This window comes from Clostridium estertheticum (genome assembly GCF_011065935.2).
In the GTDB taxonomy this organism is placed as follows: domain Bacteria; phylum Bacillota; class Clostridia; order Clostridiales; family Clostridiaceae; genus Clostridium_AD; species Clostridium_AD estertheticum_A.
In genome coordinates this window covers 2,674,047-2,691,231 of sequence record NZ_JAAMNH020000001.1, presented here as the reverse complement: position 1 = coordinate 2,691,231, position 17,185 = coordinate 2,674,047, and the positions used below count along the sequence as shown (strand labels likewise).

General features: G+C 32.6%; 17 protein-coding genes and 1 riboswitch. Of the genes, 3 read left to right on the top strand and 14 right to left on the bottom strand.

Going from position 1 to position 17,185, the window contains the following annotated elements:
- Window positions 1-56: 56 nt before the first annotated feature.
- From G9F72_RS12640 to cobU, 5 genes are all read right to left on the bottom strand, one after another.
- Entirely contained in the window at window positions 57-449 is a 393-nt protein-coding gene (locus G9F72_RS12640; protein ID WP_164957357.1) for a bacteriohemerythrin, read from the bottom strand.
- Window positions 450-717: 268 nt separating this feature from the next.
- Entirely contained in the window at window positions 718-1,482 is a 765-nt protein-coding gene (locus G9F72_RS12635; RefSeq protein ID WP_164957358.1) for a heme ABC transporter ATP-binding protein, read from the bottom strand.
- Window positions 1,483-2,535, bottom strand: coding sequence for a FecCD family ABC transporter permease (locus tag G9F72_RS12630; protein ID WP_164957359.1), 1,053 nt, complete (start codon window positions 2,533-2,535; stop codon window positions 1,483-1,485). It lies immediately after the preceding gene.
- Between the two features lie 16 nt (window positions 2,536-2,551).
- On the bottom strand, window positions 2,552-3,499 hold the full coding sequence (locus tag G9F72_RS12625; protein ID WP_164957360.1) for an ABC transporter substrate-binding protein: 948 nt from the start codon (window positions 3,497-3,499) through the stop codon (window positions 2,552-2,554).
- Window positions 3,500-3,533: 34 nt separating this feature from the next.
- Entirely contained in the window at window positions 3,534-4,094 is a 561-nt protein-coding gene (gene cobU, locus G9F72_RS12620; RefSeq protein WP_164957361.1) for a bifunctional adenosylcobinamide kinase/adenosylcobinamide-phosphate guanylyltransferase, read from the bottom strand.
- 161 nt (window positions 4,095-4,255) lie between these two features.
- Window positions 4,256-4,436: riboswitch (cobalamin riboswitch) on the bottom strand.
- A 211-nt stretch (window positions 4,437-4,647) separates the two neighbouring features.
- Between cobU and G9F72_RS12615 the strand changes: the two genes are divergently transcribed.
- Genes G9F72_RS12615 through G9F72_RS12605 form a run of 3 tightly spaced genes read left to right on the top strand, consistent with a single transcriptional unit; the run spans window position 4,648 to window position 8,476 of the window.
- Window positions 4,648-5,733 (top strand): ABC transporter ATP-binding protein, encoded by a 1,086-nt coding sequence (locus tag G9F72_RS12615; protein WP_164957362.1) that lies wholly within the window; start codon window positions 4,648-4,650, stop codon window positions 5,731-5,733.
- A gap of 14 nt (window positions 5,734-5,747) precedes the next feature.
- Window positions 5,748-6,638 (top strand): ABC transporter permease, encoded by an 891-nt coding sequence (locus G9F72_RS12610; RefSeq protein ID WP_164957363.1) that lies wholly within the window; start codon window positions 5,748-5,750, stop codon window positions 6,636-6,638.
- A 35-nt stretch (window positions 6,639-6,673) separates the two neighbouring features.
- The gene (locus G9F72_RS12605; RefSeq protein ID WP_164957571.1) at window positions 6,674-8,476 is read left to right on the top strand and encodes an extracellular solute-binding protein; all 1,803 of its coding nucleotides are present in this window, start codon (window positions 6,674-6,676) and stop codon (window positions 8,474-8,476) included.
- Between the two features lie 113 nt (window positions 8,477-8,589).
- Here G9F72_RS12605 and G9F72_RS12600 read toward each other — a convergent pair whose 3' ends face one another.
- Genes G9F72_RS12600 through aroF form a run of 9 tightly spaced genes read right to left on the bottom strand, consistent with a single transcriptional unit; the run spans window position 8,590 to window position 17,027 of the window.
- Entirely contained in the window at window positions 8,590-9,450 is an 861-nt protein-coding gene (locus G9F72_RS12600; protein ID WP_224676110.1) for a mechanosensitive ion channel domain-containing protein, read from the bottom strand.
- 60 nt (window positions 9,451-9,510) lie between these two features.
- The gene (aroQ, locus tag G9F72_RS12595) at window positions 9,511-9,936 is read right to left on the bottom strand and encodes a type II 3-dehydroquinate dehydratase (RefSeq protein WP_164957364.1); all 426 of its coding nucleotides are present in this window, start codon (window positions 9,934-9,936) and stop codon (window positions 9,511-9,513) included.
- A gap of 11 nt (window positions 9,937-9,947) precedes the next feature.
- Complete coding sequence (locus G9F72_RS12590; protein ID WP_318010949.1) at window positions 9,948-10,448, bottom strand: shikimate kinase; 501 nt, start codon at window positions 10,446-10,448, stop codon at window positions 9,948-9,950.
- Between the two features lie 2 nt (window positions 10,449-10,450).
- Window positions 10,451-11,590: a prephenate dehydratase gene (gene pheA, locus G9F72_RS12585; RefSeq protein WP_164957366.1), complete on the bottom strand. Its 1,140-nt coding sequence runs from the start codon at window positions 11,588-11,590 to the stop codon at window positions 10,451-10,453.
- Window positions 11,591-11,649: 59 nt separating this feature from the next.
- A complete protein-coding gene (gene aroC / locus G9F72_RS12580) occupies window positions 11,650-12,720 on the bottom strand; it encodes a chorismate synthase (RefSeq protein ID WP_164957367.1) in 1,071 nt (356 codons plus the stop codon).
- Window positions 12,701-14,038: a 3-phosphoshikimate 1-carboxyvinyltransferase gene (gene aroA / locus G9F72_RS12575; RefSeq protein ID WP_164957368.1), complete on the bottom strand. Its 1,338-nt coding sequence runs from the start codon at window positions 14,036-14,038 to the stop codon at window positions 12,701-12,703. The genes aroC and aroA overlap by 20 nt, the downstream gene beginning before the upstream one ends.
- Before the next feature lie 33 nt (window positions 14,039-14,071).
- Window positions 14,072-15,145 (bottom strand): 3-dehydroquinate synthase, encoded by a 1,074-nt coding sequence (aroB, locus tag G9F72_RS12570; RefSeq protein WP_164957369.1) that lies wholly within the window; start codon window positions 15,143-15,145, stop codon window positions 14,072-14,074.
- 1 nt (window position 15,146) lies between these two features.
- A complete protein-coding gene (locus G9F72_RS12565; RefSeq protein WP_224676109.1) occupies window positions 15,147-15,998 on the bottom strand; it encodes a prephenate dehydrogenase in 852 nt (283 codons plus the stop codon).
- Between the two features lie 15 nt (window positions 15,999-16,013).
- Window positions 16,014-17,027 (bottom strand): 3-deoxy-7-phosphoheptulonate synthase, encoded by a 1,014-nt coding sequence (gene aroF / locus G9F72_RS12560; protein ID WP_164957371.1) that lies wholly within the window; start codon window positions 17,025-17,027, stop codon window positions 16,014-16,016.
- Window positions 17,028-17,185: the final 158 nt, after the last annotated feature.

The following is a 17,185-nucleotide window of genomic DNA, read 5'->3' as shown; positions in this document are numbered from 1 at the left end:
TAAGCTTTATTATTGTTATCTTAATACATTTTTTTTATTGATTTTCTTAATAAAATTTATTTTCTAGGTATAAGTAAATCTTTCTCTAATATATGATTAATCAACCAATCATTTAAAAAAATTAGTATTTCCATTATAGCCTCATCCTGATTTTCATCAACTTTATTTAAATTAATTCCTTCAAGTTTTTCAATAAAGGCTGCATGATCCATCTTTTGTGTGAATAACCTTTTATAATTTATACTCTCCATATAGTTTTCTTCGTCTTTAAAGTGATAAATCGTATACTCTTTTAGTTCTTCAATTACCTCAACTATTTTATCATATTTATCCGTATCATATGGACTTTTTAATAATTGATAAGCTCTTTCACCTATTTCAAAAAGTTTTTCATGCTCCCTATCAATAAGTAGAATACCTGTTTTAAATTTTTCTTTCATCTCAAACATTTTTTAATCCCCCTTAAATTTACTCTTATTCTTTTATATTACTTTGTTTTATTCTGTTTTACAACAAAAATTTCCATATTATCTTATATTATTTATATAATCCACTTTATCTTTGTTAATATAGTATAAGTTATCCATGATACTGATCCACAAAGGGTGGTACCCCCAATTAAATCGATAATTATATACTTTGCAAATATAAATTCAAATTTGGCTATAAAAAAAGAATTCTCAATTATATAAGAATTCTTTGTGCTATCTTTTTATACTAAAAAGGCATAATAAAAGTCTTTCCAGTTTTTGGGTTTTTAGTTATATAGACCTCTAATCCATAAACCTTTTTAATTATATCTTCTGTTAATACTTCCTCAGGAATTCCATTTTTGTAGACTACGCAATCATGCATTAGTATCATACGATCACCATATGCAGCTGCTAAGTTCAAGTCATGAAGTACCGCAATAATTGTTATGTTTTTATTTTGATTTAGTTCTTTTAGTTGATTCATTATTTCAATTTGGTGATGAATATCCAGGTGAGAAATAGGCTCATCTAAAAGAATTATTCCTGTCTCCTGGGCAATTGCTCTTGCTACTACCACTCGTTGTTTTTCTCCACCACTTAATGCATTTATGCTTTTATTCCTAAGTTCCCAAGTGTTTGTGCATTTCATAGCATTCATAGCTATTTCTATGTCTTTTTCACTTTCTGAGCAAAATCTAGAGATATGTGGGGTCCTCCCCATAAGAACTATATCTTGTACTGAAAAATCAAATTCAATCTCTGTGCTTTGTGGAACCACAGCCATTTCCTTTGCAAGGGTGTTTGCTTTTATTTGGGTTAAATCCACTCCATCAATAGAAATCTCTCCTTTTTCCATATTCAGAGATTTTGACAGTATCCTTAAAAGAGTGGTTTTGCCTGATCCATTTGGTCCTAAAATGGTATAGAACTTTCCTCTTTCTATATTTATATTAATGTTCTTTAATACTTCCTGTTCAAAAGAAAAACTCACATTACTTATTTCTATCAATTATATCGCCTTCTTTTTTGTTCTGTATAATAAATATATAAAAAATGGAACTCCAAAAATCGAAGTTATAATTCCAACTGGTATTTCTGATGGAGGCACCACTACTCTTGCAAGTGTATCACAAATCACTAAAAATATAGCTCCTCCGAGTGCTGAAAATGGTATAACCACTCTATTATCAGACCCAAAAATCATTCTAATGGCATGAGGTATTATAAGGCCTACAAATCCAATTATTCCACTTACAGATACAACTGCTGCCACCATTAGTGTACTTATTACAAATATATGCTTCTTAAATCCATTTACATCTATACCAAGACTTCTTGCACTATCTTCCCCAAGCAGCATTATATTCAACTCTCTTGAAAAGGTAGATATGAATATAATTGAGGGAACTACTATTATAAACAGTAGAATAACCTCATCCCAACCAGCTGTTGAAAAACTACCCATAGTCCACATAACTATTTTTTCAATATTATCTCTATTAAAGGTCATCATTAGTGAAATAATAGAAGACAGCAAATAATTTATAGCGATTCCTGCAAGCAGAAGTGTGGCAACTGGAACTTTTGTACCAACTCTAGCAATATTATAAACTAAAAAAGTAGTTATTATAGCCCCTATAAAAGCAGTGAACGCTACCATACTCATTCCAAAAAAATGAATTTCCTTTAGAAACACCATGGTTATAGTTGCTCCAAGTGCTGCCCCAGATGAAACTCCTAGAACAAAAGGGTCTGCCATTGGATTCTTAAAAATGCCCTGAAAAGAAGTGCCAACCACTGAAAGTGCTGCCCCTACTAAACAGGCTAAAAGTATTCTAGGCAGTCTTAAATTTAATAATATGATTATTGATGTAGACTTAATTCCACCAGTGGATACAAGGTTATTTATTATTGGAATTTTACTTATTACAATTAAAGCTGTCTGTTTGAATGATATATCTGCCACCCCAAAATTTGCCGCAGCAATTATCACAATTATAAGTAGAAATACCCCTATTGCAAAAACTTTTTTATAATAACTCTTATTTTCTATAAATGTCATGGTAGTAAATCCCCTTTTATTTGAAAAGTTCAGGATGAATTAGTTTAGCCATTGCTTCTAGCCCATCTGCAAGTCTTGGTCCCTGCCTAACAATAGTATTATCATCAACTTCTAATAATTTTCCGTTTTTAACTGCTTTCAAGTCTTTGTAACCTGTGGTAGCTTCTATACCTTTTTTCGTATCAAAGAACTTAGAGCATATTAGCACATCTGGATCCTTTTCTACAAGCTTTTCTATACTATATTTCCAACCAATTGCATCATCAGCGGCATTTTTCCCACCAGCCATTTCTATCATATTTCCTATAAATGTATCTTTTCCTGCAGTGAAATCGCCGCTTTTACCGAAACCTGCTACGTAATATACTGTTGGCTTTTTAGCATTTGCTACCTTCTTAGTTATATCTGCGACCTTCTTTTTCATGTCTGATATTATTGACTGTGATTTTTCACTCGCATTTACAATTTGGCCAAGCTTTGCCATTGTATCATATACACCGGCAAAATTTTCTTCGCCATAAAGTACTATAACTTTTATATTAAGAGCTTCTAATTTTTTAATAACAGCCTTATCAAAATGAGTTGATGCAATAACTACATCAGGTTTTAACTCAACAATTTTTTCTATATTTGGTTGTAATAAACTACCAACTGATGCTACCTTAAGGGCCTCTGTTGGATAGTCATCATAATCACTTCTACCAACTAAACTTCCACCTTTACCAAGGGCATATATTCCCTCTGTTATATTTGGTGCAATTGTAATAATCCTTTTAGGTTCACTTTCAATTGTAACGGTTCTATTATATGAATCCACCACTTTTAAAGGATAAACTACAGCCGGTGTTTCCTTTTTAGTAGTATTAAGATCCTTGTTGCTTGTGGCTTTATTACCACATGCAGTAAACACAATACATACAAAAATTGCAAGCACTATACTTATTATACTCTTTTTCTTAAACATAAATTACCTCCATAAATTTTGATTTTATCATTAATTATTTAATTTTAATTGGTATGCCACAAACCACCAAGTGAACTTCCTGTGCCCTGGATGCAATATACTGATTAACTCTACCTGCAATATCTCTAAAAACCCTTGCCATCTTGTATTCTGGTACAATTCCAGAGCCAATTTCGTTAGTTACAATAATTGTTGTTTTTGCGCTTTTTTCAACTTCGGAGATAAAGTCAGATACCTCTAGTAAAATTTCACTTTCCATAGTATCTATCTCCTCATTATTAAGATCATCAAAGTTATCCCCTGCGCTATCAAACATAAGATTTGTAACCATTATTGTTATGCAATCTAATAAAATCGTATCAAAGTGCATATCTTCATTATAAAATACTTGTTTTAAATTCTTATAGCCTTCAAAAGTACGCCAATTAGCTGGTCTTCTTTGTTTATGCTTTTTAACCCTATCCTTCATTTCATCATCAAATGGAATGGAAGTCGCAATATAAAGTACCTCACCCTTTTCTTCTTTAGCTAACTTCTCAGCATAAGTACTCTTTCCACTCCTTGCACCACCTGTTATAAGTACAATGTTTTTCATAGTATACTCCTTATTAATTTAGTGATAAATCCCTAAGTAAAAAAATGCATGAAATAAAAAAAACACACCTCATGGATGTGGTTATGCAGTTAATTTTTTCACTTATTGGATTACCCAATATTATTTCTAAATTATGCATTTTTCATCCTCCCTCCGAAGACTAAAATCATTTGCATTTAGGCAGGTTTACTGGCTTTAGCATCATCTTACTCTCCAACCTTCTCAGTTTCCCAATGGTTTTTCGGATTTCATCCTCTAATACAGTAGCGGCGGGCTGCAGTGGTCTTTAACCACTTTCCCTTTTAACCCTTGCTTCAGGGCACCTAGTGCTAATATTCAATTTTTATTAAATTCACAATAATTATTGTAACATCAAAAAAATATTAAAGCAATATAAGTAATAATATATATATAAACTTTATTGATATTTAAAAAATATTGTGCTATTATTTTTAAGTTATAATTATTCAATCTAATGTATAATTATAACTTTTAACAATTCTAATATGGATTGTATACTATAAATATATAATAAAAAAGGAGCTGTTACGGTGTGACAAAAAATGTTTTCGTTCAATTGTTAAATATTTGTAAAAGTTTTGATCAAGATAAGGCCGTCATTAAAAACCTAGATCTTGATATCAGACAAGGGGAGTTTTTAACTCTACTTGGACCAAGTGGTTGTGGAAAAACCACTACCTTAAGAATGATCGCAGGTTTTGAATTACCTACAAGTGGTGAAATCATAATTGATGGAGAAAACATTACAGACAAGCCACCTTATAAGCGGTGTGTTAACACAGTATTTCAAAACTATGCCTTATTTCCTCATATGAATATCTACGATAATATAGCCTTTGGACTTAAAATGAGAAAATTTCCAAAAGCTAAAATCAAGGATAAGATAAATGAGATGTTAAAAATGGTTCAACTTGAAGGTTATGAAAATAGAATGCCCTCTCAGCTAAGTGGTGGTCAAATGCAGCGTGTTGCTATTGCAAGAGCGGTAGTAAACAGCCCAAAGGTTCTTCTTTTGGATGAACCACTAGGCGCTCTTGATTTAAAGCTTCGTAAACAAATGCAATTAGAGCTTAAACATCTCCAGAAAATCCTTGGTATAACATTTGTTTTCGTAACCCATGATCAAGAAGAAGCACTAACCATGTCTGATAGAATTGTGGTTATGAACAATGGAATTATTGAGCAAATTGGTACACCGGAAGAGCTTTATGAGCACCCTAAAACTAAATTTGTAGCTGACTTTTTAGGAGAGACAAACATCTTAGAAGGAGAAGTCTTTAAGTTGAAAGAAGATGAAGTTCTACTTAAGCTTGAACAAGAAGAAGATATAATTAGAATACCTAACCAAAATTATAAGCTCGGAGAAAAATTTATAGTTTCTGTTAGGCCTGAGAGGATTACAGTAAAAGAAATAGTTGAAGATGGTGATGTATGGCTTCAATGTAAATTTAAAGAGAAAGTTTATGTAGGTTCGAACATTAAAGTTATTATGATTGTTAAAAACGACAAAGAAATTATAGTTAATGAGCCCATAGGACAAAATTTTATATTTTCAGATGAAGCCAAAGATTATTTCATAACCTGGAAGCCAAAGCATACTATAGTTATCAAAGCATAAAGAGGAGGTCATAAATGAAAACTAATAGATGTAAAAATCCCATTACAAAATACTTATCTTCAGTTTTAAAATATTTGCCAACAATTTTACCCGCTCTGCTATGGATGATTGTTTTTTTCGTTATACCTCTTTTATTTATAGTTGTAGTAAGTTTTTCTACTAGAGGAGAAGTTGGAAATATAGTATATAAGTTTACATTATCCAACTATACAAAACTTTTAAATCCACTTTATATTAATATCTTTTTCAAATCTATTTTAATTGCTATTTATACCACGGTGTTATGTCTGCTGCTTGGGTATCCATTTGCATTTATAATAGCAAATATGCACAAAAGGTTTAAACCTCTATTACTTTTACTTATAATACTTCCATTTTGGACTAACTCTTTAGTTAGAACCTATGCAATGATTATATTACTCCGAACAGAAGGAATAATAAACACTGTACTTCTGCACTTGCATATAATAAATATACCGCTTAATTTAATGTATAATAATGCAGCGGTTATGCTTGGTATGCTATATATGATGTTTCCCTTTATGGTACTTCCTCTTTATAGTTCAATAGAAAAACTTGATAAGAGAGTACTAGATGCCGCTTCAGACCTTGGTGCAACACCAATTTATAAATTCTTAAAGGTTACACTTCCACTTACAAAGGGTGGAATTGTATCAGGTTCTATTTTAGTATTTATTCCTACCCTGGGGCTTTTCTTCGTAACTGACCTTATGGGAGGAAGTAAAGTAATCCTTATAAGTAATCTTATTAAAAATCAGTTCCTTACTGCAAGAGATTGGCCCTTTGGTTCTGCTATATCAGTTATTTTAATAATTGTTATGCTTTCAGTTATTATCTACAACACAAGGGTATCTGGAACTAAAAGCACTAAGGAGGTTTTATAAGGGTGAAAAACAGAAAAATAAGTTTAATAAAATTTATGTATTTACTTTTGATATTTATGTTTTTATATATACCCATTATGGTACTTATAGCATTTTCTTTTAACCAATCAAAGCTAAATGTAGTTTGGACTGGTTTCACCTTTAAATGGTATCAAAGCCTTCTCCATAATGCAGGAATCTTAGAGGCTGTTAAAAACTCTTTTGTTATAGCTATAATAAGTACAGTACTTTCGGTAATTATAGGTACATTAGCAGCTATTGGGATGTATAGGTATAAATTTAAAGGAAAAAGAATAGTTGACTCTATACTATATGTGCCATTAGTCATACCTGAAATAGTTATGGGGATATCACTCCTTGCCTTCTTTTCCATTGTAAAGGTTCCACTCGGAAAGATATCTTTAATTATTGCTCACGTAACCTTCAGCATAGCTTATGTAATTGCAGTGGTTAAGACAAGACTTGACGGCTTTGATAAATCAGTTGAGGAAGTAGCAATGGATCTTGGAGCTACCCCTTTAAAAACCTTTTTTTATGTGACGCTGCCGATTATCATGCCAGGGGTTATTGCAGGTGGGCTACTAGCCTTTACCTTATCCCTTGATGATGTAATAATTAGTTTTTTTGTAGCTGGACCTGGAAGTGTAACTTTACCACTTAAAGTTTTCTCTATGGTAAAATTCGGTGTTACACCTGAAATTAATGCTCTTTCAACTTTATTAATATTTTTAACGGTTATTGTACTTGGATTTGCGCTTTTGATTAGAAATGTAAATATTAATATGAAAAAGGTTGCAGTTATACTAACAGCAATTTTCCTTGTTTTCTCAAGTATTGGAGGGGGAATATTTGCTTATTCCAAAAACAATGCAGGACCTAAGGAGGTACTAAATGTTTTTAACTGGTCTGAATATTTACCACAATCGGTTATTGATAAATTTGAACAAACCTACAATATTAAAGTAAATTATAGTACCTTTTCTTCCAACGAAGAGATGCTAGCGAAACTCATGGCCGGTGGTGGAAATTATGATGTAACAGTTGCTAGTGATTTTATGGTTGAAATATTAAGTAAACAAGGCCTCATTCAGCAAATTCATAAAGATAGCCTACCAAACCTAAACAATATTGGAGCACAGTTTTTGAATCTACCCTTTGATAAAGGTAATAAATATAGTGTTCCCTACATGTGGCTTGCAGGAATAATAGCCTACGATAGTTCAAAAATTCCTGAAGGTAGCATAAAGGGATACAAAGACCTTTGGAAGCCAGAGTTTAAAAACTCTTTAACCGTACTTGATGATGAAAGAGTTATAATTGGAATAACCCTAAAGAAGCTAGGATATTCTCTAAATGAAACTAGTCCAGAAGCTCTTCAAAAAGCAAAAATCGAGCTAAAAAAGCTTCAGGCTAATATTAAGTCTTATGATAGCGATAGTCCGAAAACAAGTCTTATAAACGGAGAATCAAAAGCAATATTTGCTTGGGGAGCAGAAGGAAACTTGGCTAGTCGTGAAAATCCAAACATAAAGTATGTAATACCGCAGGAAGGTCTATTCCTTCAGCAAGACAACCTTGTAATTCCGAAAGCTGCGAAGAATATTAAAGCAGCAGAACTTTTTATTAATTTTATAATGGAACCAGAAATAAGTGCAGAAATTTCTCGAAATTTCCCTTATGGAAATCCTAATACCTCCGCCTATCAATATATAGATAAAGCAATACTAGATGATAAGGCAGTTTATCCACCAGAAAAAGCTGTAAAAAAAGGCGAGTACCTAAAGGATATAGGAAACTCCGTAACAGATCTAGATAAGATATGGACTGAAGTTAAATAAATAAAGTGGTTAGGATTTTAAAATCCTAGCCAATTTATTTTTGTATAAGGATTTTATGATAAACCCCAAAACAGTAGAAAGGTCTGTAGCAAAATAGTGCCACTGACCTTTAATTATAATAATTCTATATCCTCTTGTTTAGAAAACTCTTCTAAAATATCCTCCACTAGAACATGTTCTAAATTTCTAAAATTTCGTGCCTTGCATATAAACCTTAAGCTTAAACATATTCTTCCAGATTTCATAGAGGTATATATTGTGTGCGAAAGGTTCTCGTAATAAATTGGAAGAGTTTTTGAGGCTATACTTAGTGACTCCTTTACTTCTTGTTCTATATCCCCTACTTTATCATTAGCAATAGCTAATAATATATCTTTAGCTTTTTTCCAGTTGCTGTTAAGGGTAAGGTTTATTTCAATTTCATTCCAAGTAAAAGGAAAAGAGTTTGTTTCATTTATAAGTTCTTCAGTTAGCACCTTTATATTTGGTATATGAGTAATTCTTCCAGTACTTTGTCCGTAAGTTTTGTTGTCATTTTCAATAACTTCAATTATTGTAGTGTAAAACCAGTCCACTGCTAATACATCACCAAGACTTTCCCCAATTTTTATTCTATCACCAATAGCAAAGGGCTTTTGGGTGTTAATTATTAACCAACCTAAAAAACTAGCTACAACATCACGAAAGGCAAAGGCTAGCCCTGCTGAGAAAATCCCCAAAAAAGTCAGTATATCCTTAGACTCATACATCCATATTGGTATAATCACTATAACTGATAAAATATTTATAAATAAGGAAGTTTTCTTTTTATATTTTATTATGTCATTAGAATAAATTTTTGATTTATCAACAAATGAGCAGATACCAATCTTCACTAGATGAAACATAATTATTAGTACTAAAGTTATTATCAGCCTTATTAAAACACTAACGGTTTGAAACTTCAAACCTAACTCCAACAAAAAATCAGCCACAGGCTTTCCCTCCTTTATATAAATTTTAACTATACAGGGAATGGAAGTTAGTCAATGTCACTATGCTTGTAGTAAAGCGTTTAAAGCCATAACATAACCATATTTACCGAAACCACAAATTTGGCCGATGCAGGCTGGCGCAGTTACAGATTTTTTTCTAAATTCTTCCCTAGCATAAATATTGCTAAGATGAACCTCTATAGTATTTATTGAAACTGATTTTATTGCATCAAATATTGCAATACTATAATGGGTGTAGGCTCCAGCATTAATGATTATTCCGTCGTACTTATCATAAGCCCCTTGTATTAGGTTTATAATTTCGCCTTCAATATTGCTTTGAACAATATCAATGTGAATTTGAAGTTTTTTAGCCTCTTTATAGAGGTAGCTGCACATCTCTTCGTAAGTTGTGTTTCCATAGACATTTTTTTCCCTTATTCCTAAAAAATTTAAGTTTGGACCATTAATTATTAATACCCTCATAACCACACCTCTTATTTATTAATTTCTGCATATATCTCTATAATATTATTCACTACATCCTCAATATTACTAATATTCATAATTTCATGGTCACAATATTTTTTATAAAAGGGGCCTCTCTCCTTAAACAATCTATAAAGCCCTGATGGGTCCTTTGAAAGTAAAGGGCGAGTATTAACCTCTATATCCTCTGCTATGTTTTTAATAGGGCGATTAATGTAAATTATAATTCCATTTTTCTTAAGGTTTATGATATTTTCATACATTTTAACAACTCCACCACCAGTTGAAATAACCGCAGGAGCTTTTTCTGATACTTCCAAAGTTGCCTTAGCTTCTATTTCTCTAAACAACGCCTCACCATTTTTAAATATTTCAGTAATGGTATGCTTTGTACTTTCCTCAATATATGTATCTATATCTAGGAAGGTCAATTTTAGTTTTTCTGCAAGTATTTTCCCAATTACACTTTTACCACAACCAGGCATCCCAATTAAAACTATGTTTTTCATCTTCATTCAATATCAACCATTGCACTTTTGTAATTGCCAAGTACCTTAAAATAACGGCTATTCAATTTAATTAAATCAATTGAAGCCTTTACTTTATCTTCATTTATATTACCCTCGAAATCTATGTAAAAGAAATATTCCCAAGGTTTATCCACTATTGGTCTAGATTCAATTTTTAAAAGATTTATATTTTTTTCTGCAAAATGCTTTAAAACATTATAAAGTGAACCTGCCTTGTGGGTGGTGGACAAAACTGTGCTTATTTTATTACTATCGCCCGTTGTCTCCATTTCCTTGCCAATGACAACAAATCTAGTCATGTTTGTTGCATTTGAATTTATATTTTTCTGCAAAATTTGGAGGCCATATATTTCTGCTGCTTTTGAACTGGCTATGGCTGCCATGGTTTTATTCTGACTTTGTTTAACTAACTCTGCACTTTTTGCAGTGCTCTTAAATGGGACTAGTTTCCAATTCTTATAGCCTTTTAAAAATTCCATGCTTTGCTCCAGCCCTTGTGAGTGAGAATAGACTTCTTTAATTTCATCTAGGGTTGAACCTTTAATTCCCATTAGATTTTGACTTATTTTAAGATATTTTTCCCCTATTATATAAAAGTTATATTTATTAAGTAGATCATATACCTCAGATATCACTCCTGTGGAAGAATTTTCTATAGGGATAACACCATAATTTATTTTCCCATATCTCAAGTTTAAAAATATATCTTCAAACTCACTTATTGCTTTTGTATCCACTTTTTCACCAAAATACCCTTTTAGTGCTTCTTCGCTAAAGGAACCTGTAACCCCATAAAATCCAACAGTTAAATTTTTATCTATAGCCAGTGTTTCATGAATTTTTAAATTTTTATTTTGATACCCTCTACTTATTTCCATAACAGATTTAAAAAATTCTTCTACCTCTAAAAGTAAATCACTATTTTTAACCAGGTCTAAATTCTTCTTTATAACCGCTTCTTCTCTAGCTTCATTTAAAATTTCCATATTATTCTTCTTTTTATATTCAGCTATTTTTAGAACTACCTCCATGCGATTTTCAAATAGTGAAAGCAGTCCAGCGTCGATTTTATCAATTTGATTTCTCAAATCAACTATATCATAATTATCTACATTACTCATTAAATCACATCCTTAAATCATCACCCTCGCAGCTGTTCATCTTCTACGAAGCTGTAATATTATATAAAATCCAAAATGCTCATTGCAGCACAGGCTTCAATTACTGGCAGCGCTCTTAAAACTATACAAGGGTCATGCCTACCAGTAACAGATACTTCTGTATTTTCATAAGTGGCCATATCAATAGTATTTTGAAGCTTAGTAATGGAAGGTGTTGGTTTCATTGCGACTCTAAACACTATAGGCATCCCATTAGAAATACCCCCATTAATTCCACCATTATTATTAGTTTTCATTTTCACACTACCATTATCCATGTAAGGTATATCATTTGCCTGACTTCCTGGAACTTTTGTTATTTCAAAACCACTACCAAATTCTACGCCCTTTACTGCAGGAACTGAAAATAGTAATTGAGCTAAATTACTCTCTATAGAATCAAAGAATGGTTCTCCAAGCCCACAAGGCAAATTTAATATGGCAGCTTCGATTATACCTCCAACAGAATCGGATTCTTCCTTAGCTTTTAAAATAATGCTCTTCATTTCTTTCCCTTTCATATCATCAATTACGGGGAAGTTTTTATTTAAAATATCTATTAAAAGCTGATTTTTTAAATTAACAGCATCAAAGTAACTATCAAATATATTTGCAATACTCAAAATATGGCTTCCAATTTGAATTCCATTTTGTGCAAGGATTTGTTTTGCAACAGCACCTGCAAAAACAAGTGGCGCTGTAATTCTTCCTGAGAAATGGCCACCACCTCTATAATCGTTAAAGCCTGAATACTTAACTTTACCTGTAAAATCTGCATGACCAGGTCTTGCTAAATCTTTTAACTTATTATAATCCATAGAATTTTGATTTTCATTAAAAATAACTGCGCAAAGAGGTGTGCCTGTTGTATATCCATTAAAATACCCACTTAAAATTTCAACCCTGTCCCCTTCACTTCTTGTGGTTGAAAATTCATCTCTGCCTGGAGCCCGTCTTTGCATTTCATCACTTATAAAATCCATATCAAGTTTTATACCCGTGGGCAACCCATCAATGGTTATTCCTATGCCTCTTCCATGAGATTCTCCAAAAATAGAATACTTCACTTTTTTACCCCATTGTCCACTCATTAATTTTCCCTCCTAGACTCTTAAAATCCTCATAAAAATTTGGGTAAGATTTTTTTACTGCACCGCTATCCTGTATAGTAAGGTTTTCAGTACATTTAATTGAAGCAATTGCCATGGCCATAGCTATTCTATGGTCATTCCAACTATTTACAACTCCACCCTTAAGCCATGGTTTACCATGAATCATAAGTGAATCCTCTCTTTCTATAACCTCTGCCCCAATTTTACTTAGCTCTGTTGCTATAGCTTTTAATCTATCAGATTCTTTAATTCTAGCTCTACTGGCATTAATAATTTCTGTGGTTCCCGCGCTTAGTGCACCAAGCACTGCAACTATTGGTAAGAGGTCTGGGCATTGTGATACATCAATAATAGTACCCTTTAAGTTTGATTTTGAGGCCTTTAAGATACCATCCACAAGTGATATCTTTCCGCCCATATTTCTTATTATGTCCACTATTACCCGGTCTCCTTGAAGTGATTCCATATTCAAATCAACACATTGAACCTCTCCACCTAAAACACCTGCTGCAAGGTAAAAGGCTGCTTGGGAAAAATCGCCTTCAACCCTGTAATCTCTATTTTCATAACTTTGATTTCCACTTATTTTAAATTCTCTATAATTATTATTTTCTATGCTTAATCCAAATTTAGAAAGTACATCTAAGGTTAAATCTATGTACCCAATGGATTCCATCTTAGTAGTAACTTTAATTATTGAATCCCCATTTAATAGTGGCAGTGCATAAAGAAGACCAGTAATAAATTGAGAGCTTACATCTCCTCGAAGTTCGAAAATTCCAGGTTTAAATCCACCATCTATTGTTAGTGGAAGAAAACCTCTATCTGTTGTGTACTTTATGTTCTGCTTATCAAAGATTTCATAATAAGGTTTAAGTGTTCTTTCTACTAGCTTCCCTCTACCTTTAAAAACTATTTTTTCGACCCTGTGCATGGCTATTGGGATCAGGAAACGTAAGGTTGATCCGCTTTCATTGCATTCTAACTCAATGCTAGCAGCTTCATTGTTTTCTGAGTTGTTATTTTCAATTTTATTATTAACAATCCCTTTGTGAAAAAAATCATACAAGCCTTCTCCATTTATGTGAAGACTGTTTGGATTTTTTTCAATTTTTGCTCCAAGTTTTTCCATGATTTCACAGGTAGCTATTATATCCTCAGACATATTAACATTTTGGATCTGGCATTCCCCCTGGCTCAATGCGGCGGCTATAATTGCTCTATGACATAAGGATTTCGAAGGTGGAATTTTCACTTTTCCATTTAAAGAAAATGGCTGAATCATAACTGATTTCATAGCTACTAACCTCAATTCTATAGAATAATTTATTTATGATTTTTTTTGTAAATAATCCACAATCTTAGCTTCCTCAATTTTACCAATAAAGCTATTTCCAATGGACTCTATTAATATAAAATTCATAAAGTCACCAATGTTTTTCTTATCATGACTAATAGTTTCAATTATAGCCTCAGTTTTTATTTCAGGCAAGGTCCAAGGTAAATTATACTTAATTAAGATATCTTTTATAGTACTTGATGTTCCAATTTTAGTCATTCCTAGTTCTTCGCCTATTTTTGTTATAGCATACATTCCCATTGACACCGCTTCTCCATGAGAGTACTCTTTAAAATTAAAAAATTGTTCAATTGCATGACCTATGGTATGACCAAAGTTTAGTAACATTCTTTCCCCAGTTTCCCTCTCGTCTCTTTCAACAATACCCGCTTTAATGCTACAACAAGTATAAATGATTTTATCTATATCTTTTAAAATAGCTTCACTATTTTCATACTCCATTAATTTATAAAATAACCCTTTATCTTTAATTGCACCATATTTTATAACTTCACCCATTCCGTCACATACAAACTTATCACTAAGTGTTTTAAGCAAGAATGGATCAATAAAAACTGCCTTGGGATTGTAAAAACACCCTACAAGATTCTTGCCGCGAGGTAAGTCTACTGCCACCTTACCACCCACGCTACTATCCACTTGCGCCAGTAGCGTAGTTGGAATTTGTATAAAGTCAATCCCTCTTAAAAAGGTTGCGGCTGCGAAACCAGTCATATCTCCTACAACTCCACCACCTAAGGCAATTATAATATCTCCTCTATTTATCTTAAAATCTAAAAGTTTGTCATATACCTGCAAAAGAGTTTCAAAGGATTTGCTTTCTTCCCCAGCTTTCACCACAATTTTAAAAGTCTCAAAACCTTCCGATTTTAATGAGCTAATAGCCTTTTCTCCGTAAAATTTATTAACATTAGAATCAGTTACTATAGCTACTTTTCTTCCTTTATATATCTTTTTAACTTCACTACCAATTTCACCTAGTAATCCGTTCTTAATGTATATTGGATAGCTTCCGCCCGAAGCTTTAATTTCTATACTATACATCTTAGCCTAGCTCCTTTCTCTTATTGGTTGCACGCTGAAACCTATTCTTTAGAAAAGCTTCATCGCCTTTAATTATTGCATCTTTTATCTCTTTTATATTATTTTCAAAGTCTTGTATTTTATTAATTATATTCTCTTTATTATACAATAGTAATTCAGGCCACAATTCCTCATTTACAGTAGCGACTCTAGTTGTATCCTTAAAACCTTCTCCAACGAACTTCGATATTTCCATAATTGAATTATTACAATCTATTAAGGAAACTGCTATAACATGAGGCAATTGGCTTGTGTAAGCTATTATATCATCATGCTCCACTGGAGTAAGGCGGACCACCCTTTTGCAGCCCATATTCCTAGCTAGATCCCCTACTAAGTTTATATTTTTCTCCATGTTGCTATCTATTGGGGTTAAAATATAATTAGCATGTTTAAACATATCAACATTGGCCGCCTTTAAACCAGATTCTTCTTTTCCTGCCATAGGGTGACCACCTATAAAATCTAGATCCTCTCGAAGTATAGGCATAATTTCACTTAGTAAATCACTCTTAATGCCTGCAGTGTCTGTAATAACTGCTTCACTTTTAAAGAACTTCATATTGTTTTTCACAAAATCAATAGTTTTTTGAGGATAAATGGCAAGTATCACAATGTCCGAATTCATAAGTGGTATTTCTGGACTTATATATCCCTTATCAATAATATTCATTTTCTCTGCTGTTTCTAAAACAGCACTATCAATGTCAATAGCCCAAAGATTTTTAGGCGTTAATTCTTTTAGTGCCATAGCAAATGATCCCCCTATAAGTCCTAGGCCTACAATTGTAATATTAAAGTCCCTAAAGTCCAATTCTACCACCACCTCTTAAATTATTCTATCTTGCGATATTGCAATTGTTCTTACTGAATCTATAAAAGTCTTGAATTTCTCTGGTTTTAAGGATTGTGCTCCATCACACAATGCATTCGCAGGATCGTAATGCACCTCAATTTCCAGCCCATCTGCACCAACTGCTATAGCAGCCTTTGCCAAGGGTTCTACTAACCACCATTTACCAGTAGCATGACTTGGATCTACTATAACCGGTAAATGAGTGAGCTTCTTAAGCACTGGAATCGCACTTAAATCTAGTGTATTTCTTGTAAAAGTTTCAAAGGTTCTAATCCCTCTTTCGCATAAAACTACATTTTCATTGCCCTCTGACATAATATATTCAGCAGACATAAGAAGCTCTTCAATGGTTGCACTCATACCTCTTTTTAAAAGTATTGTCTTATTACATCTACCTACTTCCTTTAAAAGATCGAAGTTTTGCATATTTCTAGCTCCAATTTGCAATACATCAGCATACTGTGATATTTTCTCAACAAGCTCTACACTCATAACTTCAGTAACTATTGGAAGTCCCGTAATTTTTTTAGCTTGTAATAATATTCTTAGTCCTTCTTCCTCCATTCCTTGGAAGCTGTATGGAGACGTTCTTGGTTTGTATGCCCCTCCTCTTAGAAAATTAGCTCCTGCTAGCTTTACATCTTTAGCAATTGTTATTAGCTGTGATTCACTTTCCACAGCGCAAGGTCCAGCTATTATTGCTAGTTCTTTTCCTCCGATTGTTCTGTCATCTACTTTTATTATAGTATCTTCGGGATGAAAAAGTCTATTAGCTCTTTTGTACGGAGCTTGAACGTTCATAACCTTATCAACAAATTCCTCTGCTTCAATCTGGCTTATATTTATTCTACTTGTGTCTCCAACAAGTCCTAAAACACAATGGTTTTCTCCCTGGGAAACATGAACGATGCAACCTAGCCCCTCTAGTTTTATCACAATACCTCTAACTTCATCTTGTTTTGCATTTGGATTCATTACAATTACCATTTAAAATTCCTCCTAAAATATTATTTTTGCCTCATTTTAAAAAACGTTTAGTTTATAATCTGCTATAAAAATTTATAAAAAAAGGAAGACCCCTTATAATGAGCCTTCCTCTAAAAAAAAGGAAGACCTCTTATAATGAGTCTTCCTTGCGAACAGAC

What these genes read in the sequence shown, in the direction of transcription:
- aroB (WP_164957369.1), bottom strand. Translation starts at nt 15,145, where the DNA reads ATGTATAGTATAGAAATTAAAGCTTCGGGCGGAAGCTATCCAATATAC.
- G9F72_RS12605 (WP_164957571.1), top strand. Translation starts at nt 6,674, where the DNA reads ATGTATTTACTTTTGATATTTATGTTTTTATATATACCCATTATGGTA.
- aroQ (WP_164957364.1), bottom strand. Translation starts at nt 9,936, where the DNA reads ATGAGGGTATTAATAATTAATGGTCCAAACTTAAATTTTTTAGGAATA.
- G9F72_RS12640 (WP_164957357.1), bottom strand. Translation starts at nt 449, where the DNA reads ATGTTTGAGATGAAAGAAAAATTTAAAACAGGTATTCTACTTATTGAT.
- G9F72_RS12630 (WP_164957359.1), bottom strand. Translation starts at nt 2,535, where the DNA reads ATGACATTTATAGAAAATAAGAGTTATTATAAAAAAGTTTTTGCAATA.
- aroA (WP_164957368.1), bottom strand. Translation starts at nt 14,038, where the DNA reads ATGAAATCAGTTATGATTCAGCCATTTTCTTTAAATGGAAAAGTGAAA.
- G9F72_RS12590 (WP_318010949.1), bottom strand. Translation starts at nt 10,448, where the DNA reads ATGAAAAACATAGTTTTAATTGGGATGCCTGGTTGTGGTAAAAGTGTA.
- cobU (WP_164957361.1), bottom strand. Translation starts at nt 4,094, where the DNA reads ATGAAAAACATTGTACTTATAACAGGTGGTGCAAGGAGTGGAAAGAGT.
- pheA (WP_164957366.1), bottom strand. Translation starts at nt 11,590, where the DNA reads ATGAGTAATGTAGATAATTATGATATAGTTGATTTGAGAAATCAAATT.
- G9F72_RS12625 (WP_164957360.1), bottom strand. Translation starts at nt 3,499, where the DNA reads ATGTTTAAGAAAAAGAGTATAATAAGTATAGTGCTTGCAATTTTTGTA.
- G9F72_RS12610 (WP_164957363.1), top strand. Translation starts at nt 5,748, where the DNA reads ATGAAAACTAATAGATGTAAAAATCCCATTACAAAATACTTATCTTCA.
- aroC (WP_164957367.1), bottom strand. Translation starts at nt 12,720, where the DNA reads ATGAGTGGACAATGGGGTAAAAAAGTGAAGTATTCTATTTTTGGAGAA.
- aroF (WP_164957371.1), bottom strand. Translation starts at nt 17,027, where the DNA reads ATGGTAATTGTAATGAATCCAAATGCAAAACAAGATGAAGTTAGAGGT.